The organism is Micromonospora sp. NPDC048935 (assembly GCF_043197875.1).
In the GTDB taxonomy this organism is placed as follows: Bacteria; Actinomycetota; Actinomycetes; order Mycobacteriales; family Micromonosporaceae; genus Micromonospora.
This window is the reverse complement of sequence record NZ_JBICTZ010000004.1, coordinates 52,630-78,560: the sequence shown is the minus strand read 5'-3', so window position 1 is coordinate 78,560 and position 25,931 is coordinate 52,630. Positions and strand designations below refer to the sequence as shown.

The 25,931-nt window shown below is 70.0% G+C and carries 23 protein-coding genes and 1 tRNA gene; 9 read left to right on the top strand and 15 right to left on the bottom strand.

Translation table 11 applies throughout. The features are described 5' to 3' along the window. Nucleotides 1–168: 168 nt before the first annotated feature. Nucleotides 169–245, top strand: a tRNA-Pro gene (locus ACGFIW_RS13595). Between the two features lie 98 nt (nucleotides 246–343). On the opposite strand, the gene ACGFIW_RS13590 is transcribed toward ACGFIW_RS13595, so the two are convergent. From ACGFIW_RS13590 to ACGFIW_RS13575, 4 genes are all read right to left on the bottom strand, one after another. Further along, nucleotides 344–1,561: a tyrosine-type recombinase/integrase gene (locus tag ACGFIW_RS13590; RefSeq protein WP_393314259.1), complete on the bottom strand. Its 1,218-nt coding sequence runs from the start codon at nucleotides 1,559–1,561 to the stop codon at nucleotides 344–346. Then, nucleotides 1,561–1,758, bottom strand: a complete 198-nt coding sequence (locus ACGFIW_RS13585; protein ID WP_393314256.1) for an excisionase family DNA-binding protein — start codon at nucleotides 1,756–1,758, stop codon at nucleotides 1,561–1,563. Before ACGFIW_RS13585 ends, ACGFIW_RS13590 begins: the two co-directional genes overlap by 1 nt. Further along, nucleotides 1,755–3,314: a replication initiator gene (locus ACGFIW_RS13580; RefSeq protein ID WP_393314253.1), complete on the bottom strand. Its 1,560-nt coding sequence runs from the start codon at nucleotides 3,312–3,314 to the stop codon at nucleotides 1,755–1,757. Before ACGFIW_RS13580 ends, ACGFIW_RS13585 begins: the two co-directional genes overlap by 4 nt. A 1,043-nt stretch (nucleotides 3,315–4,357) precedes the next feature. Further along, nucleotides 4,358–5,854 (bottom strand): hypothetical protein, encoded by a 1,497-nt coding sequence (locus tag ACGFIW_RS13575; protein ID WP_393314251.1) that lies wholly within the window; start codon nucleotides 5,852–5,854, stop codon nucleotides 4,358–4,360. 619 nt (nucleotides 5,855–6,473) lie between these two features. On the opposite strand from ACGFIW_RS13575, the gene ACGFIW_RS13570 reads away from it, so the two are divergent. After that, entirely contained in the window at nucleotides 6,474–7,040 is a 567-nt protein-coding gene (locus tag ACGFIW_RS13570; RefSeq protein ID WP_393314248.1) for an NUDIX hydrolase, read from the top strand. 3 nt (nucleotides 7,041–7,043) lie between these two features. Here the strand turns inward: ACGFIW_RS13570 and ACGFIW_RS13565 are convergent, their stop codons facing one another. Continuing rightward, complete coding sequence (locus tag ACGFIW_RS13565) at nucleotides 7,044–8,456, bottom strand: helix-turn-helix domain-containing protein (protein WP_393314245.1); 1,413 nt, start codon at nucleotides 8,454–8,456, stop codon at nucleotides 7,044–7,046. Nucleotides 8,457–8,603: 147 nt separating this feature from the next. Between ACGFIW_RS13565 and ACGFIW_RS13560 the strand changes: the two genes are divergently transcribed. The 4 genes from ACGFIW_RS13560 to ACGFIW_RS13545 all read left to right on the top strand — a co-directional run bounded on the left by ACGFIW_RS13560 (nucleotide 8,604) and on the right by ACGFIW_RS13545 (nucleotide 12,546). Next, a complete protein-coding gene (locus ACGFIW_RS13560; RefSeq protein WP_393314242.1) occupies nucleotides 8,604–8,942 on the top strand; it encodes a hypothetical protein in 339 nt (112 codons plus the stop codon). 3 nt (nucleotides 8,943–8,945) lie between these two features. Beyond that, nucleotides 8,946–9,218, top strand: a complete 273-nt coding sequence (locus ACGFIW_RS13555) for a hypothetical protein (protein ID WP_393314239.1) — start codon at nucleotides 8,946–8,948, stop codon at nucleotides 9,216–9,218. 447 nt (nucleotides 9,219–9,665) lie between these two features. Continuing rightward, nucleotides 9,666–10,490: a class I SAM-dependent methyltransferase gene (locus ACGFIW_RS13550; protein WP_393314237.1), complete on the top strand. Its 825-nt coding sequence runs from the start codon at nucleotides 9,666–9,668 to the stop codon at nucleotides 10,488–10,490. 139 nt (nucleotides 10,491–10,629) lie between these two features. After that, nucleotides 10,630–12,546: a hypothetical protein gene (locus ACGFIW_RS13545; protein WP_393314234.1), complete on the top strand. Its 1,917-nt coding sequence runs from the start codon at nucleotides 10,630–10,632 to the stop codon at nucleotides 12,544–12,546. A 47-nt stretch (nucleotides 12,547–12,593) separates the two neighbouring features. Here the strand turns inward: ACGFIW_RS13545 and ACGFIW_RS13540 are convergent, their stop codons facing one another. Then, entirely contained in the window at nucleotides 12,594–13,067 is a 474-nt protein-coding gene (locus ACGFIW_RS13540) for a hypothetical protein (RefSeq protein WP_393314232.1), read from the bottom strand. Between the two features lie 150 nt (nucleotides 13,068–13,217). Here ACGFIW_RS13540 and ACGFIW_RS13535 point away from each other — a divergent pair, with 150 nt between their 5' ends. Beyond that, nucleotides 13,218–14,501 (top strand): MFS transporter, encoded by a 1,284-nt coding sequence (locus ACGFIW_RS13535; protein ID WP_393314229.1) that lies wholly within the window; start codon nucleotides 13,218–13,220, stop codon nucleotides 14,499–14,501. 1,008 nt (nucleotides 14,502–15,509) lie between these two features. Here ACGFIW_RS13535 and ACGFIW_RS13530 read toward each other — a convergent pair. Beyond that, entirely contained in the window at nucleotides 15,510–17,216 is a 1,707-nt protein-coding gene (locus ACGFIW_RS13530) for a bifunctional metallophosphatase/5'-nucleotidase (protein ID WP_393314226.1), read from the bottom strand. A 258-nt stretch (nucleotides 17,217–17,474) separates the two neighbouring features. Between ACGFIW_RS13530 and ACGFIW_RS13525 the strand changes: the two genes are divergently transcribed. Continuing rightward, a complete protein-coding gene (locus ACGFIW_RS13525; protein ID WP_393314223.1) occupies nucleotides 17,475–18,272 on the top strand; it encodes an alpha/beta fold hydrolase in 798 nt (265 codons plus the stop codon). Between the two features lie 164 nt (nucleotides 18,273–18,436). Here the strand turns inward: ACGFIW_RS13525 and ACGFIW_RS13520 are convergent, their stop codons facing one another. The 6 genes from ACGFIW_RS13520 to ACGFIW_RS13495 all read right to left on the bottom strand — a co-directional run bounded on the left by ACGFIW_RS13520 (nucleotide 18,437) and on the right by ACGFIW_RS13495 (nucleotide 21,616). Next, nucleotides 18,437–19,084: a histone deacetylase gene (locus ACGFIW_RS13520; RefSeq protein WP_393314220.1), complete on the bottom strand. Its 648-nt coding sequence runs from the start codon at nucleotides 19,082–19,084 to the stop codon at nucleotides 18,437–18,439. Nucleotides 19,085–19,095: 11 nt separating this feature from the next. Then, nucleotides 19,096–19,875 carry a phosphodiesterase gene (locus ACGFIW_RS13515; RefSeq protein ID WP_393314217.1) on the bottom strand — a complete coding sequence of 260 codons (780 nt, stop codon included), beginning with the start codon at nucleotides 19,873–19,875 and terminating at the stop codon, nucleotides 19,096–19,098. A gap of 87 nt (nucleotides 19,876–19,962) precedes the next feature. After that, nucleotides 19,963–20,448 (bottom strand): hypothetical protein, encoded by a 486-nt coding sequence (locus ACGFIW_RS13510; RefSeq protein WP_393314214.1) that lies wholly within the window; start codon nucleotides 20,446–20,448, stop codon nucleotides 19,963–19,965. Nucleotides 20,449–20,459: 11 nt separating this feature from the next. Further along, complete coding sequence (locus ACGFIW_RS13505) at nucleotides 20,460–21,050, bottom strand: CDP-alcohol phosphatidyltransferase family protein (protein WP_393314211.1); 591 nt, start codon at nucleotides 21,048–21,050, stop codon at nucleotides 20,460–20,462. Next, nucleotides 21,047–21,274 (bottom strand): hypothetical protein, encoded by a 228-nt coding sequence (locus ACGFIW_RS13500; RefSeq protein WP_393314208.1) that lies wholly within the window; start codon nucleotides 21,272–21,274, stop codon nucleotides 21,047–21,049. Before ACGFIW_RS13500 ends, ACGFIW_RS13505 begins: the two co-directional genes overlap by 4 nt. Next, nucleotides 21,275–21,616 (bottom strand): ArsR/SmtB family transcription factor, encoded by a 342-nt coding sequence (locus ACGFIW_RS13495; RefSeq protein WP_393314206.1) that lies wholly within the window; start codon nucleotides 21,614–21,616, stop codon nucleotides 21,275–21,277. It abuts the gene before it with no gap. Nucleotides 21,617–21,866: 250 nt separating this feature from the next. Here ACGFIW_RS13495 and ACGFIW_RS13490 point away from each other — a divergent pair, with 250 nt between their 5' ends. Then, nucleotides 21,867–23,231, top strand: a complete 1,365-nt coding sequence (locus tag ACGFIW_RS13490) for a diguanylate cyclase (RefSeq protein ID WP_393315274.1) — start codon at nucleotides 21,867–21,869, stop codon at nucleotides 23,229–23,231. Between the two features lie 196 nt (nucleotides 23,232–23,427). Here ACGFIW_RS13490 and ACGFIW_RS13485 read toward each other — a convergent pair whose 3' ends face one another. Together ACGFIW_RS13485 and ACGFIW_RS13480 are read right to left on the bottom strand one after the other, a co-directional pair. Continuing rightward, on the bottom strand, nucleotides 23,428–24,489 hold the full coding sequence (locus ACGFIW_RS13485; protein WP_393314203.1) for an aspartate-semialdehyde dehydrogenase: 1,062 nt from the start codon (nucleotides 24,487–24,489) through the stop codon (nucleotides 23,428–23,430). 5 nt (nucleotides 24,490–24,494) lie between these two features. After that, nucleotides 24,495–25,760: an aspartate kinase gene (locus tag ACGFIW_RS13480; protein WP_393314200.1), complete on the bottom strand. Its 1,266-nt coding sequence runs from the start codon at nucleotides 25,758–25,760 to the stop codon at nucleotides 24,495–24,497. Nucleotides 25,761–25,931 lie beyond the last annotated feature (171 nt).

The following is a 25,931-nucleotide window of genomic DNA, read 5'->3' as shown; positions in this document are numbered from 1 at the left end:
CCCTCGCCCAAGATCTACGCAACATCAGGGATCCTGCTGCCTCGGCGTGCTGTGAGGCAGCAGGATCCCTGATGTTGTGCGGACCTTGGGGGTCTGGGCCGGGTCCGGGCGGCGGGGGTACCGAGTTTGACCATCCGGGCGGGTGGGCTACTATTTGTCGGCACGCCTCGGGGTGTGGCGCAGCTTGGTAGCGCGCTTCGTTCGGGACGAAGAGGTCGTCGGTTCGAATCCGGCCACCCCGACCAGAGGTAAGAGGGCACATCCGATCCATGGATGTGCCCTCTGGTGCTTCTGTACAGCAGTGAAGTACAGCAACTGTACAGCAGTGAAGTACAGCAACGGATCAGCGCAGGCTCTCCCCCAGGCGCTTGAGGGCGTCGCGGGTGGCGTCCGAGGACGCCTGCGAATAGATCTCCATCGTGACCGACACCTCGGCGTGCCGGAGCACCTGCATGATGACGCGCGGGTGCACGTCCAGGTCGACGAGCAGGGTCGCGCAGGTACGCCGTGCATCGTGCACGGTGATCTTCCGGACTCCGGCACGGGCACAGCGGGCGTCCCAGGAGCGGTTGAAGTTGCGCGGCTCGACGGGGGTCCCGTAGCGGGTGGTGAACAGCAGCGGCGAGCCCTGCCAGGCGATGCCCGCCTCGTCGCGGTCGGCCTTCCTCGCCTGCTGGCGGAGGCCGAGCGCCGCCGCGCAGATGTCCGGCAGCGGAAGGGTGGCGTCCGAGGTCTGCGTCTTGGTCTCCCGGTGCAGCAGTTGCCCGCCGACCCGCTGCAACTGCCAGCCGATCGACAACTCCCCCGCCGCCAGGTCCACGGCGTCCCCGGTCAGGCCGAGCACCTCACCCTTGCGCAGGCCGAGGACCAGGATCAGCACGTACGCGGCATACAGCGGGTCGCGGTCGGCCCGCGCGGACTCCAGGAAGCGACGGGCCTCGTCACTGGTCCACGCCCTGCCCCTGCGGCGGCGGACCGGGGGGAGCTTGACCAGGGCGGCGGCGTTGCGGGTGACCAGTTCCTCGGTGGCCGCGTGGTTGAGCGCCGAGCGCAGCACACCCCGGACGTCCTTGACCGTGCGGGCGGACGGCACATCGCCGCAGCACCGGCCGAGCGCGCAGCAGCGCCTTTTGAGTTCCGGGCGGCGGGCGTCCTTGCCCTGGGCGCAGCACTGGCAGGCGCGGGCAACCTCGTTGATCCAGGTCTGCACGTCGCGCACCTGGAGCCGGTCGAGCCGCTTCCCACCGAGGCCGGGGATCACGTACAGCCGGAGGATCGTCTCGTAGGTGGCGCAGGTCAGCGGCGCGAGGTTGGGGCGCACGACCTCCCGGTGCCAGTAGGTCAGGTAGTCGCCGAGGGTGGGAACCCGGGTGGCGACCGGGCCGGCCTTGGCCTGCTGGTGCAGCTTGATCCACTTGTCGTGGACGGCTTCCCGGGTCTGGCCGTAGACGTACTTGCGGGTCCGTTTGCCGTCGGGCTTGGTGACCCAGACGTACGCGGCGAAGCCGTTGCGGTACGGGAAGATCGAGCCCTCGCCGTTGGCGCGGGTGCGGCCGGGCATCAGGCGGCCTCCTGCCGCTGGACCTGCTCGCGGACGTACTCATCGACCCACTCGGGCAGGACGCGGCGGTACTTGCCGTCCTTGATGGAGCGCAGTTCGCCGGTGGCGATCTTCATCTTGACCTTGGACAGGCCGAAGCCGAGCAGGACGGCCACCTCGGCGGGCGAGTACCAGCGTGGGGTGAGGGGCTGGGTCACGCCCCCACCCCCGACCACGCTTCGTGGGCGAGTTCTTCCCGGCCGATGCGTTGGCGTTCGCGGCGTTGGGCGGCGGCGGTGTTGGCGAGCAGGGCGTCACCGTCGGTCAGCCAGCCGGAGCCGACGAAGGCCAGCGTGCCGACGGTGATGGTGCCGGCGGTGTCGTCGCTGTCGGCGGTGCCGGTGTGCTCGGTGCGGCGGTAGGCGGCGCGGGTGTCGCGAAGCACGCCGAAGGTGACCGAGTAGCGGCGGGCCTTGGTGAGGAAGTGGCCGCCGTAGCCGAGCATGTGCGTCCAGCGGCGCAGCCCGGCGTATTCGTTCGGTGCGGGGTCAAGGTCGCCTTGACGGTCTTCGGTCTTCCCGGCTGTCCGGGTGACGTGGTGCCGGGTGGGGCGGCCGAGCCGCCAGCAGGCGTCGATGAGGCGGGCGAGGTGGTCGCCTTCCCGGTCGGCGTAGGCGTCGACGGTGTCCGGGGTGAGTCGGGTGGAGCAGTGGCCGGTGACCTCGGTGGACTTCGTGGCGTACTTGGCGAGGTAGGCGGCTACCTTCCCGTCGGTCACGTCGCCGTCGCTGGTGCCGATGCGGCGTACGTCGACCTGCGCGCCCCAGGCGACCGGCCAGCCCTGCGGCCGGTCGGGGTGCGCTGGGGTGGTGACGGTGATCTGTCGGGTGGCGGCGTGGACGGCGGCGTCAAGGTTGTCGACGGTGACGCCGGCCGGCGGTGGCACCAGGGCGTGCCGGTCGTGCGGGTCGACGCCGTCGAGGCGCAGCAGGACGTGGAAGTGCACCGCGCCCCGGCGCTGCATCTCGGCGACCTTCCCGTGGGACACCCGCACCGGAGGCACTTGGCGCACCCGCCCGGAATCGGTGGTGACCTGGACGTGGGGGATGCCGCGTCGGCGGCACGCTGCGGTGAGGTGGCGTTCGATGGCCTGTTTCGTGCGCCGCCACAGCTCACCCGAGAAGTAGTTCCAGACGGCCTGGTGATCGTGGTCGTAACAGTCCAGGCAGAGCGGTCGACCGAGCTGCGGATCGTCGGCGTCGTGGCGGGTGAAGCACGCCGCGGGCTGCCCGTGTGGGCAGGTGCAGGCGGTGCTCCGGGCGCGGCAGGGTGCGGGACGGCAGTCGCAGCGCCGACGGCCGGCGCAGGTGTGCCGGGGAATGTGCCGGTGGTGGACCGGGCCGAAGGACGGCGCGGTGAAGGTGGCAAAGACGACCGGATGCGCGCTGACGGTGGAGGGGACGGTCTTGCCACCGGTCAGGCCGCAGCGGACCACCTGGAAGGCGTCACCGGCGTAGACCCAGGCGCAGTCGGGGCACTGGGCGGCACGGCGGTTGCCGCACGCCTTGTAGAGCGTCCGATCGGGCAGCTCGTCGGTGTGCCGCTCGGCCAGGACCCGGCCCGTGCCGGACTCGACGGCGGTGAGGGTGCCGGCCAGGCGGATCGGGCGGGTGCAGCCTCCGGCGGCGCGGGTGTGCTCCAGCCAGCCGAAGAAGTCCGGGGCGGCGGCGCGGTACAGGGCCTGGGCGTCACGGCCGGCGGTGAGGGTGGACACGGTTCTCTCCTCAAGGGGTGTCAGGGGACAGGCAGCGAACTGCCACCGGACGCCGAAGCGGTGTCCGTCGGTGGTGTTCGTGGTGTCTCCTGGCACCGCCGGAGAGGGCGGCTCACGCCGGAGGGCGGGTGCAGACCATCGGCCTTGGACCGCCGTTAAGCTGGGTTTCTGGATCTTGGGTGAGGCCGGAACGGGTGGGGTGCCTGGTCATCGGCTTCCGGTGGTTGCCGCAGGCGATCCCCACCCGTCGAGGTGCGCGAATCCGAGGGCCATCGTGGACGGCGGGAAGGCCGTGCTGGGCCGCTCAGCGGATTCCGAGTCGGCGCAGTGGCCGGTGCGATCGAGAGCCGGCGGGACGTGACCCGCATCAGCGGCAGGAAGACCGCTCGGCAACTCCGAAGTCGAGTTCAGCGACCCGGCGGGAAGGCCGCGCTGACGTGCTCGACGAGGGCCAGAGTAGCACCGGGTACCGACACGTCAACCCGCCGTGAACCCGCAGGGCGGCCGACTGCCGGCCGGTGTGGGAGGACTTTCTGTACGTCTATCAAGGCGGCCCTGAACGGGCCGCACGCGCCGCCACCTGGGCGCGCGTCCGTCGCTCCGCTGGCGCTCCACGCCGGCCACGCAACACGCCCGGCGGCTGGCGCGGATAGCGGGAAGCCCAGCGGGCCGCCGAGGACGACAGTGTTCGTGATGGGTTGATGCTGTCGGCCGGCAGCCGGCCGGGTCGCCGCGCCAGGCCGGCGCGGCGTAGGGCAGCGCACGCCGAGTCCGGACATGCGCGCGGCGAGCTGGTCGCGGGGTTGCGGCTACGGCGCCTCCGGCGGGGGCGCTCCGGCTCCAGGATGGCCGAAGACCGTCGGCGGGTTGCGGTCCGTGGGTGGTTGCGCAGCCATCCCGCCCGCCGACGACCCGGGGCAAGCCGAGCAGACCACCGCCCAACCCGCCAGCGCCCGTACGAGCCGTCAAGGTCCGCTTGACGTGGCGGGCCGGGCGGCGGCCCGCTCCACAGGAGCGCGGGTCGACGGCAGACGGGATGCCAGTTACGCTCTGCCAAGTTCTCGCGCGTAGTTCTGCAATTTCTGCAAGACATACTGGGCGATATTGCCTCGGTTAGTATTCGTCAAGAAGGTGCCCTTGCGCCAAGTGTATTCGACGCATACCACTTCCCCGTCAACTTCGAAGTGGTTGTCTGGAATAAGCGGACAAAAGTCGAGCTTCTGTTCAGCGCCGCTACTGGACACCGCTATTCCTTCGCCTTCGAGGTATATTCTGATAGCCTCAAGCATCGATTTGTTAAATATTTTATCTTGCCCGCTCGTGAAGCCTTTGTCCGCCAAAAGAGAGAAGGCGGGAGATGAGATGGCAGACGGAGTGCCTCGTGTCTCGTAAGTTGGACGAGCGGTTCCATTGAGGTATTTTCCGAAATCGGACCGTCTCAATGAAGTCTTGATGTCAGATGGACGCGCAGCTCCAACATCAAGGTCGGTCAGGTCCTTAACGATGCTCTCAGACCCGAAGCGTCGCAAGATCGGGATAGTCGTTTGTGGCGCCATGCCGAACAGCCGGGCGTCAAGCTGGACTATCATCTGCGTTAATAGACCGCGATGCTGATCCCACCACCGGCCCACCACGCTTTCGCGTGTAGCGTCAAGAAGTGCACTCCCATCCATTAGCCCGAACTTGCCGCTGTTGGTCAGTTGCATGAGGACGCCGGCATCAGGTGATTCCGACACGAAGATGACTGCTAGTCGGATCGGCTTGCGCGTCTCGCGAAGCATTTCCATTCGACGCGCACTAAAGTCGTTTGAGACTTGGCGTAAAAACTCGCCGATCGAGGAAAATTCTCCGGGATCGTAATCCTTCGGGTTGACGCCGAGCAGCTCTAGTGAATCGACGTTATTGGCGAGCTGTAGGGTGTTCTGCGCGATTGAGATCCAGGTTTCCCGTGAGGGACCTTCGACTTCTACTGGAATCCGAATCGCGGGCGTGCCCGCAATTGCGCTAAAGTCGCTAGCCATTTTATGCGCGATGGTTCCGGACGTTTCCGGCCAGAGGAGCGCCGTGCGATAGCCGACCGTCGGCTCTCTAAGGAACCTCTTGATCTGAGAAAGTTCGGTCGAACTTGGAGGATCGCTCTCTCGGTGGTCAATGTTGATAGGAACTACGCGGCGGTCGTTCGCCGGCAATCGTTCCATTGCCGAAGAGGCCACCCTCTTCAGCTCATCGAAACTAACTATTCCTTCGAGATCTTCAGTGGGAGCGAAATCCATTGGGAAGAACGTGCTCAGGCTGTTTGCCAGGGTAGTTTTTCCTGTCCCTGAGCTGGCGTAAAAAGGTAAAAAGATTCCCTCGCCGCGTGCCTTGGCTGCCTGACTGGCCGACTCAAGCGCGTCTCGGGTCGGGGCTGGAGGCTCGACAACTAGACGGGCTATCTCTGAGCCAAGGTACTTCTCCAGCACTTCGAACCTCGACGGGAAGACGAGCTGCTTGAGCAAGTGCTCTTGAGGGCCTCCGATGCGCTTACCTTCGCCGCTCACGCCGCTCCTCCCATGACTCCGGCAGAGTCGCCTACCTTAATCTAGCCGGCAGATGGCCGGAGAAGATCATCCGAAGATGCCTCGATCATGGGCCAGCGGCTGTGATGCCGGCCAAGAGGGCGTTCCACAGTCACCGCAACGGAGGACCTGCCTGCGTCGTGGTGGGGCCGTTCTGGCTATCGTGAGACCACCCCATGGGGCCCCGCTGGGCGACGAGTGCTGGTGTTCCCGGGTGCCATGGAGGTGGCTGTTGACAGCAACAGGGCCGAACGCGGAGAGCCATAGCATCAGGCCACGCGAGAAGATCCGGAACGTGCACGGAATGATCAAGCGTATCGGTTCGAAGCCGTCGGGCGTATGTCCTGGTAGGACCGCTGGTGGCGCAACAGGCGCTATACCCTTCCTAAGCCGTGTGCGGAACAGCGCTGACAGCAACCGGCGAAGACGGGGCAGCCACCGGCCGCCGAGCGCGGACAACTGCCCGAGGTCGCAGACGTAGACGGACCTGGCCGGCCGGATCGCTCAGAACTTACAAGCGAGGGGCCGAACGCCGGGGTGGTGCGACCAGCAGATGCCGCCTGTCGCGCATGGTGATGGGGTCGGCGCGGATACTGGCGAGGTGGTGAAGAAGCAGGCGACAGAGTTGACCCGGTGGACCATCCACGGCGAGCGGGTCGTGGACGATACCCGCCGGGCGCGGCTGAGCATCGCCGAGGTGGAGCTACCCGACGGAGTCCGCTTCGAGCAGTACGTGATCCGGGCTCCCCGGTCAGCCATGGTCGCCGTACTCGACGACCGGGAGCGCCTGCTGTTGATGCGGCGGCACCGGTTCGTGTTCGACCGATGGGTATGGGAGCTGCCCGGCGGCTACGTCGACGACGAGGAACAACCGGCGCAGTGTGCGGTAAGGGAGGTCGAGGAGGAGACCGGCTGGCGAGCCCAGGCGGTGGAGCCGTTGTTGTCCTTCCAACCGTGGGTCGGCACTGCCGACGCCGAGAACCTTCTCTTCCTGGCCCGGCACGCCGAGCACATCGGCACGCCCACGGACGTGAACGAGGCCGAGCAGGTCGCTTGGATTCCGCTCGACGAGGCGTACGGCCTGGTGTCCCGAGGTGAGATCGTCGGTGCCGGCACGGTGATCGCGGTGCTGGAGCTGGTGGCGCGCAAAGCCCGGGGAGAGCTGTGACGGTCAGCGTCGAGGGCCGAGGGTGGCATCGATGCGACCGGTGAAGTGCCGGACGGCGGGTAGTCGCCGGTGTGGGGCGAGCTGGGTTTGCAGGTCGCGGAGGTAGCGAACGGCCCTGGCCGAGCGGAGCTGGTTAGTCAGAGTCAGGGCTTCCGCGCCGATGGCGCAGGCCCGGTCGGGTTCGCCCTGCTGGGCGTGGACGCTGGCGAGCAGGGCGAGGTTGAAGGCCCGACCGCGTACGTACCGGTTGTCCATCCGCAGCGATCGGGCGGCGAAGCGTTCGGCGTGGGTGTTGCGGCCGAGGGCGTGGAAGCAGTGGCCGAACTTGGCCGACAGGTACGCCTCGTCGAAGTAGCTGAGCCATTGCGGGTCGCTGCTGCGGTCGGCCCGGTCGAGGGCCTGTTCCGCCTGGTGCAGGGCTGCGGCGCAGGCCCGTTCGTCGTTGGCCTTGGCCAGGGCGTGGGCCTCCATGACGTGGGCTTCGGCGGTCAGCACGGGAACCCCGGCGCGGCAGGCGGTTCGGCCGGCGGCGCGGGCGAGGTCGAGGCCGGTGGCGGTGTGGCCGAGGTAGGTGGCCTGGTGGCTCATCGCGGCGAGGATCTCCGCGCCGAGGCCGTCGTCTCCGGCGGCGTGGGCGAAGTCCAGAGCAAGGGTCAGATACCGCTGGGCGATGCCGTGCTCGGCGGTGTCGTACGCCTGCCAGCCGGCGAGTTGGGCCAGTTCGGCGGCGGCGCTGAGCAGCCGTTGCCCGGTGGGATGGTCGTACCGGCCGTCGGTGAGCAGCGGGGTCACCTCCTGGTGGAGGTAGCGGGCGACGGTGTCGCGGGCGTGCCCGCCGCCGTACTGGTTGTCCAACTGGCGGTAGGTCGCCGTCATCGCGCGGATGGTGTCAATCTCGGGTTGACCGATGGTGTTGCGGCCGGGCTGGGTGACCGGGGCCGGGTCGGGGGCGGTGAACCAGCGCAGCGCCGGCAGGGTGTAGCCGGCGGAGCTGAAAGCCACCTGCCGGAGTACGTCTCGACGGTTCACGTCACCTCGCCAAAGTTCTGCGGCACTGCGTACGTCCTCCTGCCAGGTCCGGATGGCCGGCGGCTCGCTGGGGGTGCGCCGGTCGGGGCCGGCCAGCGGTGCGGTCTGCCGGGGTGCCAGGCCCATCGCGGTCCGCGCTTGGTCGGGCATCCGGCAGCCATCGGCGATCCGCTCCAGGACGTCGATCGAGGTGACCTTGCGTCCGGCCATGATCCGGCTGACGTAGCCCTGTTCCAGCCCGACAGCGGCCCCGATCCGGCTCTGACTCGCCCCGGTGAGACTCGTGATCCACCGGAACAACCCGCCGATGTCGCGGGCAGCCAGGACGGCCAGCACCTCGCCGTGCGACCACGCATCCTCCGAAATCCGAAGCGGATCGAGCAGCACGGCAACTCCCAGCGTCGCGTTCCGACTACTCAAGGTGTTCAGGCCGACAGCCTAAGGCGACCATTCACGCTGGTCGAGCCCGTCCATGTCACAGTGACATGACCGCTGGCCATGGAGCCCGCCACCTATGGCCGGGATGGTCGGCGCATGTCCTTCGATGCCGAGAACCCGCCCGTGGAGCCGCCCGCCGACTGCCAGCACCGCCTGTTGTGGCGACTGGCTCGCGCTCTCTGGGAGGCTCACCGGCCCGACAGCGCCGGCTTCTGCGTGGCCACCGGCTGCTGGCAGACGAACCAACGCGACCCCTGCCGGCTGGCCCAACTCGCCAAGGAAGGGATGCGCACCGCGTGCGGCGAAGCCACCCCCACGTCGCCACCCTGGATCGCCGTCACCCGCGAGCGCCTGGCGGCCGGGGACATCGACCCCGTGGACGCCGTCGCCGAAGCCCTCTGGCACCACCGCCACGCCCGCAGGCCAGGGCGGTGACCGATGGGAGCCATCTACACCTCGACAGCCTTTCGGGAGTACGCAAAGGCGCAGGTGACCCATGCGGACATCCTGCTTACCAAGCACGCCGAGTCGGCCCTGAGCCTGTGCCGCTGCGGCCGACTCCACCCCTGCGACGACCACCGCCACTGGCTGGAGATGCGCACCCACTTCCGGCAGTTCCTCGTCGACGAGCAGTACAGCAGCGAAGTACAGCAACCGAGCCGACCACACCCGACCCAGCGCGACCCCAGCAGGCCGGATGACCTCGGATGACACCCGATCCGACCGGCGTGCCGCCAGTTCGGGACGAAGAGGTCGTCGGTTCGAATCCGGCCACCCCGACCAGAGGTCAGAGGGCACATCCGATCCATGGATGTGCCCTCTGGTGCTTTCCGGTCTCCGGGATCAACGAAGAGGCACCGGGAGCCAACGGCACCTACCGTCGCCTGCTGGTGGACCTCGACAGGGAGGACACCGTGACTGTGTACCTCCACGCGAGCAAGCCCTGATTTCCGAGTCTCACGCCGACGGCTGATGGCTCGCCGCCCTGCCACGCGCACACGGATCGTGCGCCGTCGACACTCGAGACGGACACCTGGAACCAGGACTGAGCGTGCCCTGCCTGCCGATACCGCCGCCAACATAGGTACTTCTGCCGATCCCCCGAGGCGGTCAGCCACCTAGCGTCGGCAGCACCACTACCGCCCGAGGGGGACGCACATGACCACCGCACTCGACTTCGACGCAGTGAAGACACGCCAGCAGGTGACCTGGGCCAGCGGCGACTACGGCGCGGTCGCCGCGCTCATCCATCCGATCTCCGAGTTGCTGGTGACGGCGGCGGACCTGTCGGCCGGTGCCCGCGTACTGGACGTGGCGACCGGCTCCGGCAACGCCGCCATCGCCGCCGCCCGCTGCGGCTGCGTCGTGACCGGCGTCGACTACGTACCCCGGCTGTTGGAACGGGGTCGTCAGCGGGCGGCGGCGGAGCGGCTCCCGGTCGCCTTCGTGACCGGGGACGCGGAGCACCTGGCACATCCCGACGGGACCTTCGACGCGGTGCTCTCCGTCGTCGGCGTGATGTTCGCCCCGGAGCAGCAGCGGGCGGCCGCCGAGCTGGTCCGGGTCTGCCGCCCCGGCGGCACGGTGGCGCTGGCCTCGTGGACGCCCCAGGGGTTCGTCGGCGAGTTGTTCCGCACGGTGGCGCGGCATGTGCCGCCACCGCCGGGGCTGCGCGCGCCCGTCGAGTGGGGCGACGAGGCCCGGGTCCGCGAGTTGCTCGGCGGGGCCGTGGGCGACCTGCGGACGGTACGTCGGGAGTTCGTCTTCCGTTTCGGCACACCCGAGGAGTTCGCCGACTTCTTCCGGGCCAACTACGGGCCGACGGTGAAGGCGTTCGAGGCGCTGCCCGAGGAACGGCGACCGCAACTGCACGCCGAGCTGGTCGAGCTGGCCCGTACGCACAACCGGGCCATCGACGGCACGGTACGGATCCCGGCGGAGTATCTGGAGGTCGTGGCGCGACGACTCGCCGCCCCGGCCTGACGCCCTGCCTTTAATATCATCGATCCTTTCAGTCGGCCACCACGCCGGCCGAAAGGCTGTTGCCACCCCGCGCCTTTCAGGGTTTGCTGCGCCTGATCATCCGTTCAGTAGCCGGATGGCACACGGGAGGAACTTCACTGTGATCAGATCCAGGCCGCGCCGCGCTGCCCTCGGCGCCCTCGCGCTGACGATGGGCGTCAGCGGGCTCAGTCTCGTCTCCACCACGAGCACGGCCCTCGCCGCACCGCAGCCCGAGCGCACGCCGACCGTCGCGGTGGGTTGGACCGACTCGGCGACGCCGAAGAAGGCGTACCCGTCGGAAGACGGCACCCCCCTTCCGCTCGGCACCTGGCAGGACGACGCGGGCAAGAGCCACACCTCGCGGGTGTACGTCACCTTCGACCTCTCCGCGTACGAGGGCAAGAAGATCTACTCCGGCAAGGTCTTCGTCGACGAGGACAGCGTCGCCGACTGCGGTAAGCGGGCCGTCGAGATCTGGCGTACGAAGCCGGTGACCACGACGCCCACCTGGAATCGGTCGCCCAGCCCGCTCGTCAAGGTCGCCGAAGACATGACGCCCACGCAGTACTGCCCCCGTGGCATCGCCCTCGACGTGACCCCGGCTGTGCAGGATGCGGTGGCACACCGGCAGCGCCACATCACCTTCGAGATCCGGGTGCCGGAGCAGTTCGAGAGCGACGCCTCCTACGGTCGACGACTCGACGCCTACCAGGGCGTCCGGATGAGCACCGAGTACAACTCGGTGCCGCAGATCGACGGTGCCCACCTGTACAACGGTGGTCTGCCCTGCACCCAACTGAAGCCGTACCCGCGCATCGGCGGGTTCGCCACGGTGTTGCAGGCAGTCGGCTCCGACGCCGACCAGGACGACGCGAGTGCAGTCCGGACCGAGGTCGCCATCTGGCCGAAAGCCACGCCGGACGCCCGGCAGGTGTTCACCGGCGAGCACGGCATCTCCGGCCGGGCCAACACCGTCAACCTGCCCGACGGCTTCCTCGCCGACGGCGAGTCGTACGTCTGGCAGGCCCGGGTGACCGACGGCACCGACGCCTCGGCGTGGTCGAAGAAGTGCTTCTTCACCCACGACCGCACCGCGCCCGGCGCGCCCACCGTCACCTCGGCCAACTACCCGGCGGACAGCACCGGCGAGTGGGCGCCGGCAGGTGTGCCCGGGACCTTCACCTTCTCCGGCAACGGCAACAAGGACGTCGCCGGCTTCGAGTACTCCTGGCGCGGCCTGGGCGTCCACGGCTGCTCGGCCAGCGGTGACTACGGTCAACTGGAGTGCAAGAACCCGCTCGACCAGCCGGGATCGGTCCGGGCGGACAAGCCGGGCGGTTCGGCGACCGTGACGATCAATCCGACCGGTTTCGGAATGCAGACGTTGACCGTTCGCTCCATCGACGTCGCCGGCAACGTCTCCGGGACCGTCGAATACCGCACCCTCCTGCCGTGGACCGCCCCTGAGGTACGGGAGGAGAACGGTCCGCCGCAGTGGGGGCAGGAAGTGGTACTCAGGTTCGTCCCGGCTCCCGGTGTCACAGGCGTCCGCGAGTACGAGATCACCCTGGACGGGCGAGACCCGGAGATCCGGTCCGCCGAGGAGGACGGGACGGCGTACTTCCGCTTCGTCTCCACCAAGCCGGACGGACCCGGGCTCACGGTACGCAGCCACAGCGACAACGGATTCGTGTCACAGGCGGCCTCCTGGTCCGGGTACTACAGCCCCGGACCCGGGGTGAAGTCCGACGTCTACTACTCGCGTGACGGCTCGGCGGTCGGCGGGGTGGGGGTCGAGGGCACCTTCACCTTCTCCCCGCCGGTGGGTTGGACGGACACCACGGCCTACCGCTACAGCTTCGACGACGCCGAGCCGACCGAGGTGGCGGCCGACGAGAACGGTCGCGCCACGATCACCTGGACGCCGACCGCCAGCGGGTACGTGACGTTGACCGTCTACGGCGTCCACGCCGACGGCACGGTCGGATACGACGCCAACTGGTACTCGTTCGAGGTGGCGGCCCCCGCCGCCTGATCTGCACAGGGGGCGGCCACAGCGGTGCTGTGGCCGCCCCCTGCCGGTCAGTCCTGCCGTTCGGTGCGCTCGATCTCGCTGAACGCGGCGGCCAGGTAGTCGTTCAACGGCACGCTTGTCGTTGCCAACAGGTCGGCCACCAGAAGCGGGGCGTGCCGGGCCAGCGCCGACGCGGCCGGAGGCGACTCGTCGCTCTCCGGGTCGTACACGCCGAGCGCGCCGGCCAGCAGTACGAGCACCACGTGCGGGTCCACGTCCGAACGCCACCGCGTCGCGCCCTGCACGCAGCGGGTCAACACCTGGCGGATGTCGTCGCCGGTCAGCCCCTCCGGATGGCTCTCCTCCAGCAGCAGCCGGACCACCGCGCCGAGCACCAGGCCGGAACGCTCGTCGGCGGCAAGGTCACCGATCGCCTCCTCGTACGCCTGACCGTCGCGTGCCTGGGCGGCTGCGACGGCCGCCGTGGCGGTCACCGCGATGGCGCGGGCGGGAGCGGGCAGATGTCGCCAGGTGCCGGTCATCGGGCCAGCATCGCAGACCCGGCGGACACCGACCGACGCCACCAAACCGAGTGGATCATCGTGGGATTGGTCACCCGACGCCTCCGGCGACAACTGGACGTGGTTTAAACGGTTCGCGTGCTGTCACACCTGGCGAACAGAATGCCGAACATGCTGCGTCGTGCCCTGCCCCGCCGAATGGAAGCCCGCCGGATCATGCTCGGCACCCTGCTGTCGGCGATCGGGCGCGGTCTGACCCTGCCGTTCCTGTTCATCTACCTGACCGACGTACGCGGTCTCACCGACGCCCGCGCCGGGCTGGTGATCGGCTGGTACGGCGTGGTCACCCTGGCGCTGTCGCCGCTGGGCGGGACGCTCATCGACCGGATCGGCGCCCGCTGGGTGGTGGTGCCCTGCCTGCTGATCGAGGCGGTCGGCACCGGCTCGCTCGCACTGGTCCACTCGACCGGTTCGGCCCTGCTGGTGATGACGGTGATCGCCATCGGCAGCTCGGCGATCTGGTCCGGGCAGAACACGATCCTCGCGTCGCTGACCGACGACGGTGAGCGGCAACGCGTCTTCGGGCTGAACTTCGCCCTGCTCAATCTCGGTATCGGCATCGGTGGCATGACCTCCGGCGCGATCGTCGACACCGCCCGGCCGGGCACCTTCCAGACGATCTACCTACTGGACGCGGTGACCTACCTGCTGCCGGCGCTGATTCTGCTCACCCTGCCCAGCGTGGGCCACCGCCTCGGCAGCCGTCGCGGCGTCGACGAACCATCACCTGGCGGCTACCTGACCGTGCTCCGCGACCGCCCGTTCCGACGACTGGTGATCTTCGGGTTGATCCTCACCACCTGCGGGTACGCGCAGGTCGAGGTGGGCTTCGCCGCGTACGCGGTGCGCGTGGTCGAGGTGAACCCCCGGGTCGTGGCCTGGGCGCTCGCGGCCAACACCCTGATGATCGTGCTCGCGCAACTGCTGGTGATCCGCCGGATCGAGGGGCGCAGCCGCACCCGGGCACTCGCCGTGGTGGGAGCGGTGTTCGCCGCCGCCTGGCTGGTCCTCGGCGCGGCCGGCCTGGTCACCCGCGAAAGCGCACTGCTGGCGGCCGTGTGCGTGGTGGCCTGCTCGGCGATCTTCGGCTTCGGCGAGACGATGCTGTCGCCGGTGATGCCCGCCCTTACCAACGCGCTGGCCACGGACGAGCTACGCGGTCGGTACAACGCGATGAGTTCAATGATCTTCGCAATCAGCGGCGTGATCGGCCCGGTCACCGCCGGCCCACTCATCGGCGCCGCCGACGGCAGAGTCTGGGTGGCGACGGTGGTCGGCGGTTGCCTGGTCGCCTCACTGGTCGCGCTCTCCCTACGCCGGCTGCTCAGCGCCGAACAGGACGGCCTCGCGACCACCGCCCCGGCATCCACCGCCCCCGCGCCCACCCCGGCCTGACCTCGAACACCCCACGCGCGGCCCGTAAGGGGCCCTCCCGCACCCCAGGCCCGCACCCGGCACCCGCGCGCACCCCGCACCCTGCGCACCCCGGGCCCCACGCGCGCCGCACCCCAGGCCCCACGCGCGCCGCGCCCCAGGCCCCACGCGCGCCGCGCCCCACCAAACACGGCAGCCGGACCGGGCAGATCGGCCACCGCCTCCGTGACCCGCCCCGCGCCTCACCAAGCACCCCGCCGAGCACCAAACACTTCAGCGCCCCAGCGCTCCGCGCCCGGAGTTCCGGCGCCCTGGCGTTCCGACCGTCCCCGCGCCCCGCGTCTCGGCGCCCGGCGTTCCGGCGCTTCGGCGTTTCGGCGCCCTGGCGTTCCGACCGCCCCCGCGTCTCGGCGCGCCCTCGCCCCCGCGTCTCGGCGCCCACCATGGGGCCCTGGCGCCATGATCCGCGCAACATCACGGATGTTGCTGCCTCGGGCACGCGGGAGGCAGCAACATCCCTGATGTTGTGCGGACCTTCCCCATTCGGCGGGCTCAACCAGTGGTTGCAACCTTCGGTGATCTTCGTTGTGGTGGTTATTGCGTCGAGGTTGAGCCCGCTTGGTCTCGTGGCGATTCAAGATCGTGCTGAATCCAGGATGTAGTGGCATCCTCAAGCGCCGATGCCACTACGTCCATGTTCGAGCGCGATCTTGCGCGGGCGCGGGTGCCGGCGCGGGCAGGCGTGGGCAGGCGTGGGCCCTGGGACGGGCCGCGCGCAGGACACGAGCGAGGCACGGAGCACGGAGCACGGAGCACGGAGCACGGGCACGGGCACGGGCACGGGCACGGGCACGGGCACGGGCACGGGCACGGGCACGGGCACGGAGCACGGGCACGGAACATCGAGCACGGGCACGCACGGGCAGACAATGTCGAGCGCGGCCACGCACGGACGCGGGCAGACAACGTCGAGGACGTATCGGGCCCCGGAGCACTCGCTCCGGGGCCCGATGATCGCGGGGTCGGCCGTCAGGCGGCGGGGACCTCGGCGGTGGTGCGGATCCGGTCCAGCGTCGGGGCGGAGACCGGCGACTGGGCGGTCAGGTACGCCACGAACGCGTCCAGGTCGATCTGGCCGGTGACCTGGTTGGTCCCGCCGGTGAGGGCGCTGAAGCCGTCGCCGCCGCCGGCCAGGAAGTTGTTCACCGTCACCCGGTAGGTGGCTGCGGTGTCGACGGCGGTTCCGCCGAGGGTGAGGCTGCCCCGGACCACTCGGGTGCCGGCGCAGGGGTCGGCAACCGTGCCTGTGGTGCCGTTCGGGTCGACCACATAGCCCACGGTCGACGACGGGTACAGCGTCCGGTTGGTGACGAACTGCTGCTCTAGCACGCAGTAGAGCTGCGCGCCGGTCAGGTCGAGCGTCACCAGGTTGTTGGCGAACGGCTGCACCGTGAACGCCTCCTCGTAGGTGACCGGGCCGGCGTCGAGATCTGCCCGGACACCGCCCGGGTTCATGAAGGCGGCGACCGCGCCCTCCTCGTTGTCGGTGGCGGCGAGTTGGGCGTCGGCGATCAGGTTGCCCAGTGGGGATTCACCCAGACTCGTACCGAAGAGGGTTTCCTGGCTCCGGGTGATCGCCTGGCTGGTCACGCCGACCTGGCGGCCGGCGACCGGGCCGAGCACGGTCTTGTAGTGGTTGATCAGTGCGGTCTGCTTTGGGTCCTTGGCGACGTCGCGGGTGACCACGACGTTGTTCGCCGCGGCGGAGACGACGTCACCGCTCCGGCGGTCGATCTTCAGGTCGATGTCGGTGACCAGGCGGCCGAACGAGCTGGCGCTGGTGACCAGCTTGCCGTTGATGTCGCAGTTGTACGCCTGGTGGGTGTGCCCGCTGACCACCACGTCGATCGACGGGTCCATCCGGTTGGTGATGTCCACGATGGGACCGGTCATGCCGACGCAGTCGTTGATGCCGCCGGTCGCCGCCTGGGTGCCGCCCTCGTGCAGCAGCACGACGATCGCCTGTACGCCCTGGCGGCGCAGTTCGCGAGCGTACCGGTTGGCGGTGTCCGCCTCGTCGGCGAAGGTGAGGCCGGCGACGCCCTGCTGGCTCACGATCTGCGGGGTGCCCTCCAGGGTCATCCCGATGAAGCCGACCTTGACGCCCTGCACCTTGTGGATCGCGTACGGTGCCAGCAGCGGCTTGCCGGTGGCGGTCCTGAAGGCGTTCGCGGACAGGTATTTGAAGCCGGCGCCCCGGAACGGGGTGCCGTCGGCGCAGCCGTCCACCGGGTGGCAGCCGCCGTTCTGCATGCGCAGCAGCTCGGTGGCGCCCTCGTCGAACTCGTGGTTGCCGACGCTGGCGTAGTCCAGCCCGGCCATGCTCAGCGCCTCGATTGTCGGCTCGTCGTGGAACGCGGCGGAGAGCAGCGGGGACGCGCCGATCAGGTCTCCGGCGGCGACCGTGATGGTGTTCTTCTTCTTGGCGGCGGCGCGCAGCTCGGCGAGGTGGGTCGCCAGGTATTCGACGCCGCCCGCGGTCTGCCCGGCGATGGTGCCGCTGGACCCGCTCGGCGGTTCGAGGTTGCCATGGAAGTCGTTGAGGGCCAGCAGGGTGACGTCGACCGGCTTCGGTCGTGCGTCGGCCTGCTCAGGGCTGGTGGCGACCGCGCCGAACGCGGCCACCGCGAGCGCGGTCAGGCCGACAGCGGCCCGTCGCATCCCGGTTATGGACATTGATCTCCTTGTGAGAATCGGCGCCCGCGGGGCCCGGCCTCTGGGTCGGCCGGGCCGCCGCACGACACCGTCGTCAGGGTCGCGGTTGGCGGCGGTGAGGGGATGGCCGCCTGCCCCGACAGCCTCTCATCCGGACGCCGCCGGGTCGACCCGGAGCTGCGGGTACGCCTGTGACAGGCGTTTACCGCGGTCTGGCAGACATCGTCGTACCCAGGGTCTAGAAAGGACGGGATGGTGGGCGCGGACGGAGGCAGCATCGTGAGTGAGACGACACCGACGGTGGAGCAGGTGCGATCGGCGGACGGCACGCCCATCGCGTTCGAGCGGTCCGGCGCCGGGCCCGCGATCGTCCTGGTCGGCGGCGCGTTCAGCGATCGCGGTGCGACTGGCGCGCTGGCCGCGGCGTTGGCACCGGATTTCACCGCTTTCGGCTACGACCGTCGCGGCCGGGGCTACAGCGGCGACACCGCGCCCTACGAGATCGGTCGCGAGATCGACGACCTGGCGGCCCTGATCGCGGCGGCCGGTGGCTCCGCCGCCGTCTACGGGATCTCCTCCGGCGCGGTCCTGGCCGCCCTCGCCACCGCGCAGGGCCTGCCGGTGACCAGGCTGGCCCTGTTCGAGCCACCGTTCCAGGTTGGTCCGCACGTGGGCGTCTGGAGGGACCTCACCCCCCGCCTCATCGAGCTGATCGCCGCCGACGACAGGGACGGCGCGGTGCAGCTCTTCCTCAGCGACTCGGTGGGGCTGCCGGCGGAGGAGATCACCAGGATGCGGTCGCAACAGGTGTGGGGCGCACTGACCGCGGTCGCGCACACCCTGGTGTACGACTCGATCGTCACCGCCGGAGGGCGACTGCCGGCCGATCGACTGGCGGCCATCACCGTGCCGACTCTCGCCGTGCACAGCACCGGCAGTCCACAGTGGCTGCGGGACGCGAGTGCGGCCGCGGCCGAGGCGGTCCCGGGCGGTCGGTCCATCAGCCTCGACGGTGGTTACCACGACGTGCCTCCGGCGACGCTGGCTCCCGCGCTGCGCGAGTTCCTGCTCGCCTGACGGCCACCGGCGGAGAGGGTCAACCGCCGGCCCAGCGGGCCAGCCAGCACAGCGGATCAGCCAGCACAGCGGATCAGCCAGCACAGCAAGTCAGCCGGCACAGCAAGTCAGCCAGCGGGTCAGCGGGTCAACCAGCGCAGCAAGTCAGTCAGCGGCACAACGGGTCAGCCGGCGGCCAGCGCCTCGGTGACCAGGGCGGCGACGGCGTCGGGCGGCCAGGCGTCGGCCACGCCGGGCCGGGCGGCCAGATAGCTGGTGATCCGCCCGGCTGGCCAGTCGTGTGCCTCACGCAGACCGCGGGCGATCATGCCGAGGTAGATCGGCGCGGGTGGTCGGCACCGCACGGCCGATGCTCCCTCGGGTGCGGTGAAGGTGAGCAGGGGGACGCCGCCGTGGCTGCCGGGGCAGACCAACGTCTCGTACCGCCCGGGGCCGAGTGTCGCCCGCCCGTGGGCGACGGCCGCCTCGATCGCGGCGTCGGTCGCGGGGACCAGGTCGGCGGCACCCGCTGGGCGGTACATCTCCTGGGCGGCGATGTCGGCGAACTGTTCCCTGGTGACCAGGTAGGCGCGGGCTGCGGCCTGGCCTGGCAGGTGCGGGTCGTAGAAGGCCATGCCCCCGGTCCAGGCACGGGACTCGCCGGCGAAGTAGATGCCGCCGGGCAGCGACACCGGCACCGACCGGCTCGGTGGGCGGCGGTCCCGGCAACCCGGGTACGTTCGCTTCCCGCCGGGCGGGCAGCCGCCGCCGATGTACCACGCCAGCCGGGCGGCGTGCATGTTCGAGCCGTACGCGACGTACCAGACCTCCATGAGGGGTGCCGTCAGAAGCCGCCGGTCTGGCCGGCGGAGTGGCTCACCTGCACGGTGTGTGTCACGCAGCCGCCCGCCTCGACCAGGTGCAGCAGGAAGGCGGTCGGCTCGTCGACCCAACCGAACTGCTCGTCGGCGCTCATGGTGAGCGCGCTCTGCCTCCAGGTGCTGGGTGCCACGGTGAGCACAGTGCCCGCGTACGCCGTGGTGACCGCGCGGTGGAGGTGGCCGGCGGCTACCCGCACGACGTGCCGGTGCCGGCCGATCACCTCGGCGAGCGCGTCACCGTCGGCGAGCCGGATGGAGTCGGCCGCGGGGAAACCGACAGCTACCGGCGGATGGTGCAGGCAGAGCACGGCGGGCACCTCGGGTCGCCCGGCGAGCACGCCGTCGAGCCAGCCGAGTTGCTCCTCGCCGAGTTGGCCGCTGTCGCTGCCGGCGACGAGCGAGTCGAGCACCACGATCGTCGCCGCCTCGTGGTCGACGTGGTAGTAGGCGGAGAAACCGCCGCCGAGCCACGGTGTGCCCCCGAAGGCGTCGAGCAGTGCCTCGCGGTCGTCGTGGTTGCCGGGGGCCAGGTAGACCGGCACCGGGAACCGGCCGATCAGCTCGCGCAGCACCTCGTACTCGTCCGGCCGACCGTTGTCGACCAGGTCACCGGTGATCACCACGCAGTCGGGTCGGGGCCGCAACGCCAGCACCCGGCCGAGCGCACGATTCAGCCCGGCGGCCGGCGCGGCGGCGAGCGGACCGGTGGTCAGGTGGGGATCACTGAGCTGAGCGATGATCATGGGTGGCTCGCCTCCTCGGTGTCGTGGGCTTCACGCTAAGGCCCGAGGCGCGGTTGTGGGGTGTGACCAGATCGGCCCGGCACCGTTTCAGTAGCCGGCGAGTTGCGGGGCCAGTGCGACCGTGACGAACCGGATCGCCCGGCCGAACAGGCACGTCAGGGCAAAGGCGGCCGGGCGCATGGGTGTGCGTCCCAGGTAGACGCTGGCGGCCAGCAGCGGTGGGAAGCCGGTGACGGCGCTGACCAGGAGCATGCCGTTGGACTGGCGGGGGCGTTCCAGCATCTCCACGAGTCGCGCTCCGGTCGCCTTCGGACGCGCGAGCATCGTGCCCAGTCGGCCCGGTTGCCGCGGCGCGGTCGTCGGGCGTCTGCTGAGCCGCTGGCGCAGCCACGTCGAACGGATCGCGCCGCGCGCGCCGAGGAAGATCAGGACCTTGCCGACGGTCTGGCCGGCAGCGGCGGCCACGCCGAGCGCCACGGGCGGCGCACTTGTCGTCGCGACGGCCGCTACCAGGTACGGCTCGGCCGGGGTGAACGGCAGGAAGGCCGACAGCAGCCCGACGGCCGTAGCCACCAGGACGGCAATCATGGCCGGGTGTGCGGGAGGCCCGCCGGCAGCCTGGCGGCGCAGATCAACGAGACGACCTTCACCGCGGCGACCCCGAGGGCGAACGTGACGGCAACGGCCATCGGCGCGAAGATCGCCAGCAGCACCACTGCGGCGGTGTTCAGCGCCTTCGCCGGGGGAGACCAGTTCCACAGGTAGATGCGGTGATCGACGCTGGCGAAGTAGTTCGGGCTGAGCAGTGGCCACCGCAGGAACATCAGGCTCAGCAACTGGTCGATGACCATGAACTGGACCAGGAACACCGCGATCGGCAGGGCCGTGTCGGGCCGCAGCACGATCAGCGCGGCGGCACAGGCCGACGTGCAGGCACGGTCCGCGACGATGTCGAAGACCGCTCCGGTACGCGTCTCCTGGCCCAGCGCCCGGGCGGCGACACCGTCGAGGATGTCCCCGATCCAGTAGACCAGGTAGGCGGCGATCAGCAGGTGTGCGCTGCGTTGGCTCAGCGCCGCCACGGCGAGCCCGACGGCACTGGCCGTGCGTACGGCGGTGATGGCGTTGGGGACGTTGAGCAGCGTGACCGGTGGGCTGAGGCTGAGGGTGGTCATTCGGCGTCCTTGAGGATGCGTTGCATGTCCGCGGTGCGTCGGTTCAGGTCGGCCAACTGCGCGCTCACGTCGGCGAGCAGGCGCTGCGTCTCGGCGGCCTGTTCGGCGTACTGCCGCTGGAGCTCGCCCGCCAGCGCGGTCCGCGTGCGGACGCCCGCATACCAGACACCCGAGATGAGCAGGGCGGCGACGGCGACGAGGAAGATCGAGGCGGTGACGTCCATCTAACTGTGTCCATTCGGTAGGGCATCGCCGTCTCCGGCGGTGCTCAGGGTCGTGGCGGCGGCCGCCACCACGTCGGGCGTGAGGTGCAACGAGAACGGCGTCGTCTCGTAGTACTTGAGTGCCTTGCCGTCTTCGGACAACTCCAGATGTGCGGTGACCAGCCCGGCCTTCTCCAGCTTTTTCAGGTGCACCTGCAGCAGTGCGCGGCTGATGCCCAGATCGCGGGCGAGCTGTGAGACGTAGACACGTCCGCCGGCCAGTGCGGCGAGCACCCGCAGTCGGTGCGGGCTGGCCAGCGCGGCGAGGACCTCGACCAGCCGATCACCGCTCAGCTCACCCATAACTCACCTTGGCTCATGCCAACTATTATTGGCATGCGCAAGCGCGATCGTCAACTTCGACGCCTACGACGTCGCCCACAGGCTGTGTCCACAGCCTGTGGATAGCACGTGTGTACGAAGACCGGCAGTTCTCGCCACCGTGAGTACGCTTGATCGCGCGGCTCGGCGCCGGCCGGGCCCCTCCCCTACCTGGAACGACGTGCGAGTGGATCATCAGCGAGTCGTCCGTGACGTCACCGTCCACCTCCCGATGGCGTCGAGCGTGGCGGAAGCCTGCCGGTGGACCGTCACCGCGCTGGCCCGCCACACCCCCGCCACCATCTCCGTGCTGCTCGCGGTCCACGACCGCCTGCGGTGCGTCGCGGCGACCGGGGCGTGGCAGGTCTTCGCGACCGTGCCGGCACGAAGCGGCATCGTCGGGCGGGTGTACGCCACCGGCAGCCCCGCCGTCGTTCCGGACGTGACAGTCGACCCGGACTACCTCCCGGTACGCCCCGACGTGACCGCCGAGCTGTGCGTACCGGTGCTGGACCCGACGGGCCGGACGATCGGCGTGCTCGACCTGCAGTGGAGTGCGCCCACCGACCTGGAGCGGTGGCGCGAGACGACACAGCGGCTGGCCGACCGGCTCGGCGCGCGGATCGCCGCACTCGGCGGCCCACCCGAGGAGAGCCGCAGCGAGAAGCTGCTCCGGCACACCGCCGCACTCGCCACCGCGCTCAGCGAGGGGGAGCTGATGGGCGCGGCGGCAAGCGCCGCCCGGGAGGTCTCCACCCTCTCCACCGCTGTGCTCCTGCTCGCCGGCCAACTCGGCCCACCCCCGGCGGTGCCCAACGACCTGGAGACCCGGATCCGCGCCGAGCTGACCGAGGCCGGGCCGGCGGCCCTGGACCGGATGGTCGACCGGGCACACCGGTACGGCGCCGGATACACCCTGGGCGAGGCGGGGCACCCCCCGACCGAGGACTACCGGCCGCTGACCCGGGCGGGGGTGCACACACTTGTCGCCGTACCGGTCGGGCCCCCGGAGGCCGACGGGGTGCTGCTGGTCGCCGACGAACGCGCCCTCCGGCCGGACCCGACCACGGTCAGCCTGATGGAACTACTCGCCGGGCAGGCCTGGACCAACCTCGACCGGCTCCGCACGCTGGCCCGACTACGGGAGCAGGCCAGCTCCGACCCGCTGACCGGGTTGCGGCACACCGGCCCGTTCGGGCAGCGGATCGCGGCGGCGACCCCGGGACGTACGGCGCTGCTGGCGATCGACGTGGACGGCTTCAAGATCGTCAACGACACGTACGGCCACCAGGCCGGCGACCGGGTGCTTGTCGGGTTGGCCCGCGCTCTGGAGGAGGCGCTCCGGCACGGCGACGAGCTGTACCGGATCGGCGGTGACGAGTTCGTCGCGGTGATCGAGGTGAGCCGCCCCGAGGAGGCGGTCCGGATCGCCGAACGGCTGACCGAGGCGGCCCGGCGCATCGGCCGCACGATCAGCGTGGGCGTGGCACTCCCCCACCCCGGCGAAACCCCCGACCGCACCCTGAGAAGAGCCGACCAGGCCCTCTACGCGGTGAAACGCCAGGGCCGAGACGGGGTTCTCCTCTCCGCGGCCTGACCCACCCCACAACCCCACAACCCCCGCCCGCGCCCCCGTCGGCGTCGGCGTCGGCGTCGATCAAGGAGTTGTGGTGCCGCGCAAAAGGCTTAGAGCTGGATAATTCACCCACCACAACTCCATGATCGACCGCGATGGCGGGGCGCGGGGCGCACGCGAGCACGGCCGGGGCGGGGCACGGTGGGGCGGGGTGGGGTTAGGGGGTTCTTAGTTCTTTTGCTAGTAGTTCGGCTATCTGGGCTGTGTTGAGGGCTGCGCCCTTGCGGAGGTTGTCGCCGGTGACGAAGAAGTCGAGGGCGCGGGGGTCGTCCAGGGCTCGGCGGATTCGGCCGACCCAGGACGGGTCGGTGCCGACCGCGTCGATCGGCATCGGGAACTCCCCGGCGGCGGGGTCGTCGACAAGGATCACCCCTGGCGCGTTGCGCAGTGCCTCGCGGGCGCCCTCGGCGTCCACCTCGGTGCCGAAGACCGCGTGCACGGCCACCGAGTGGCCGGTGACCACCGGCACCCGGACGCAGGTGGCGGACACCTTGAGGTCGGGCAGGCCGAGGATCTTCCGCGACTCGTTGCGGATCTTCATCTCCTCCGACGACCAGCCGTCGTCGGCCGGCGAGCCGGCCCAGGGCACCACGTTGAGCGCCAGCGGGGCCGGGAACGGGCCGAGGTCGTCGCCGACCGCCTGACGGACGTCGCCGGTACGCGAGCCGAGCGCCCGATCCCCGGCGACCTTGGTGAGCTGGTCGTGCAGGATGTCCACGCCGGCCTTACCGGCGCCGGAGACCGCCTGGTAGGAGGCGAGCACCAGCTCCCGCAGGCCGTACTCGCGGTGCAGGGGCGCCACCGCGACGATCATCGCGAGGGTGGTGCAGTTGGCGTTCGCGATGATGCCCCGGGGCCGGTCGCGGACCTGCTCGGGGTTGATCTCCGGAACGACGAGCGGGACGTCCCGGTCCATCCGGAACGCACCGGAGTTGTCGACGGCGATCGCGCCGTGGGCGACGGCGATCGGCGCCCACTCGGCGGAGACCTCGTCGGGCACGTCGAACATCGCCACGTCGACGCCGTCGAACGCCTCCGGGGTCAGCGCCTGGACGACGACGTCCTCACCTCGACAGCGCACCCGCCTTCCGACCGAGCGTTCGGAGGCGAGGAGCCGGATCTCACCCCAGACGTTGCGACGCCCGCTGAGCAGCTCACACATCACGGTGCCGACGGCACCTGTCGCCCCGACCACGGCGAGGGTGGGCAGCGCCGTCATCGGCGCTACCTACCTGTCCCCGCGTAGACCACGGCTTCGGTATCGCCGCCCAGCTCGAACGCGTCGTGGATGGCGCGGACGGCGGCGTCGAGGTCGGTGTCCCGGCAGACCACGGAGACCCGGATCTCGGAGGTGGAGATCATCTCGATGTTGACCCCGGCCGAGCCGAGCGCGGCGAAGAAGCCGGCGGCCACACCGGGGTGCGAGCGCATGCCGGCGCCGATCAGGGAGACCTTGCCGACGTGGTCGTCATAGAGCAGGCCCTTGAACTTCACCGGCTCCTGGATCTTGCTGAGCGCGGCCATCGCGGTCGGGCCGTCGGCCTTGGGCAGGGTGAACGAGATGTCCGTCCGGCCGGTGCCCTCGGTGGAGACGTTCTGCACGATCATGTCGATGTTGATCTCGGCACCGGCGACGGTGTCGAAGATCCGCGCGGCGGCACCCGGCTCGTCGGGCACCCCGACGATCGTGATCTTGGCCTCGCTGCGGTCGTGTGCGACCCCGGTGATCAGTGCCTGCTCCACGGAAGGGTCCTCCATCGATCCGGTGACCATCGTGCCGGTGTTGGTCGAGTATGACGAACGAACGTGGATCGGCAACCCCGCCCGCCGGGCATACTCCACGCTACGCAGGTGCAGCACCTTCGCGCCGCACGCGGCCAGCTCCAGCGTCTCCTCGTAGGTGATCTGCCGGATGTGCCGGGCGTTGGGCACGATCCGTGGGTCGGCGGTGAAGATGCCGTCCACGTCGGTGTAGATCTCGCACACGTCGGCGTGCAGGGCGGCGGCGAGCGCCACGGCGGTGGTGTCCGAGCCGCCCCGGCCCAGCGTGGTGACGTCCTTGGTGTCCTGCGAGACGCCCTGGAAGCCGGCCACGATGACCACCGATCCCTCGTCGAGCGCGCCCTTGAGCCGCCCGGGGGTGACGTCGATGATCCGGGCGCGGCCGTGCACCGAGGTGGTGATCACGCCGGCCTGCGAGCCGGTGAACGAGCGGGCTTCGTACCCCAGGTTGTGGATGGCCATGGCGAGCAACGCCATGGAGATCCGCTCTCCGGCGGTGAGCAGCATGTCCAGCTCGCGGCCCGGCGGCAGCGGGCTGACCTGGTTGGCCAGGTCAAGCAGCTCGTCGGTGGTGTCCCCCATCGCGGAGACCACCACCACCACGTCGTCGCCGGCCTTGCGGGCGTCGACGATGCGCTCGGCCACCCGCTTGATCCGCTCGGCGTTGGCGACGGAGGACCCGCCGTACTTCTGCACCACGAGTGCCACGACTGTGCACTCCCTCCCAGCGACCCTGAGCGTGCCGACGCCGCCGGAACCGGGGCCGGCGGCGCGTGTCAGACCCCTTGAGGGTAACCGGCGGGTAACGACCCCGGGTCAGGTGATCCCACCATCCGGCCCGCGCGAGGCCGGCCGGGCCGGTCCCAGCAGGTCCGGCGG

Excerpts from the sequence above, each read along its gene's own strand:
- ACGFIW_RS13590 (WP_393314259.1), bottom strand. The coding sequence starts at position 1,561 with ATGCCCGGCCGCACCCGCGCCAACGGCGAGGGCTCGATCTTCCCGTAC.
- ACGFIW_RS13560 (WP_393314242.1), top strand. The coding sequence starts at position 8,604 with ATGTCCTTCGATGCCGAGAACCCGCCCGTGGAGCCGCCCGCCGACTGC.
- ACGFIW_RS13555 (WP_393314239.1), top strand. The coding sequence starts at position 8,946 with ATGGGAGCCATCTACACCTCGACAGCCTTTCGGGAGTACGCAAAGGCG.
- ACGFIW_RS13550 (WP_393314237.1), top strand. The coding sequence starts at position 9,666 with ATGACCACCGCACTCGACTTCGACGCAGTGAAGACACGCCAGCAGGTG.
- ACGFIW_RS13540 (WP_393314232.1), bottom strand. The coding sequence starts at position 13,067 with ATGACCGGCACCTGGCGACATCTGCCCGCTCCCGCCCGCGCCATCGCG.
- ACGFIW_RS13535 (WP_393314229.1), top strand. The coding sequence starts at position 13,218 with ATGCTGCGTCGTGCCCTGCCCCGCCGAATGGAAGCCCGCCGGATCATG.
- ACGFIW_RS13530 (WP_393314226.1), bottom strand. The coding sequence starts at position 17,216 with ATGTCCATAACCGGGATGCGACGGGCCGCTGTCGGCCTGACCGCGCTC.
- ACGFIW_RS13520 (WP_393314220.1), bottom strand. The coding sequence starts at position 19,084 with ATGGAGGTCTGGTACGTCGCGTACGGCTCGAACATGCACGCCGCCCGG.
- ACGFIW_RS13515 (WP_393314217.1), bottom strand. The coding sequence starts at position 19,875 with ATGATCATCGCTCAGCTCAGTGATCCCCACCTGACCACCGGTCCGCTC.
- ACGFIW_RS13505 (WP_393314211.1), bottom strand. The coding sequence starts at position 21,050 with ATGACCACCCTCAGCCTCAGCCCACCGGTCACGCTGCTCAACGTCCCC.
- ACGFIW_RS13500 (WP_393314208.1), bottom strand. The coding sequence starts at position 21,274 with ATGGACGTCACCGCCTCGATCTTCCTCGTCGCCGTCGCCGCCCTGCTC.
- ACGFIW_RS13495 (WP_393314206.1), bottom strand. The coding sequence starts at position 21,616 with ATGGGTGAGCTGAGCGGTGATCGGCTGGTCGAGGTCCTCGCCGCGCTG.
- ACGFIW_RS13490 (WP_393315274.1), top strand. The coding sequence starts at position 21,867 with ATGGCGTCGAGCGTGGCGGAAGCCTGCCGGTGGACCGTCACCGCGCTG.
- ACGFIW_RS13485 (WP_393314203.1), bottom strand. The coding sequence starts at position 24,489 with ATGACGGCGCTGCCCACCCTCGCCGTGGTCGGGGCGACAGGTGCCGTC.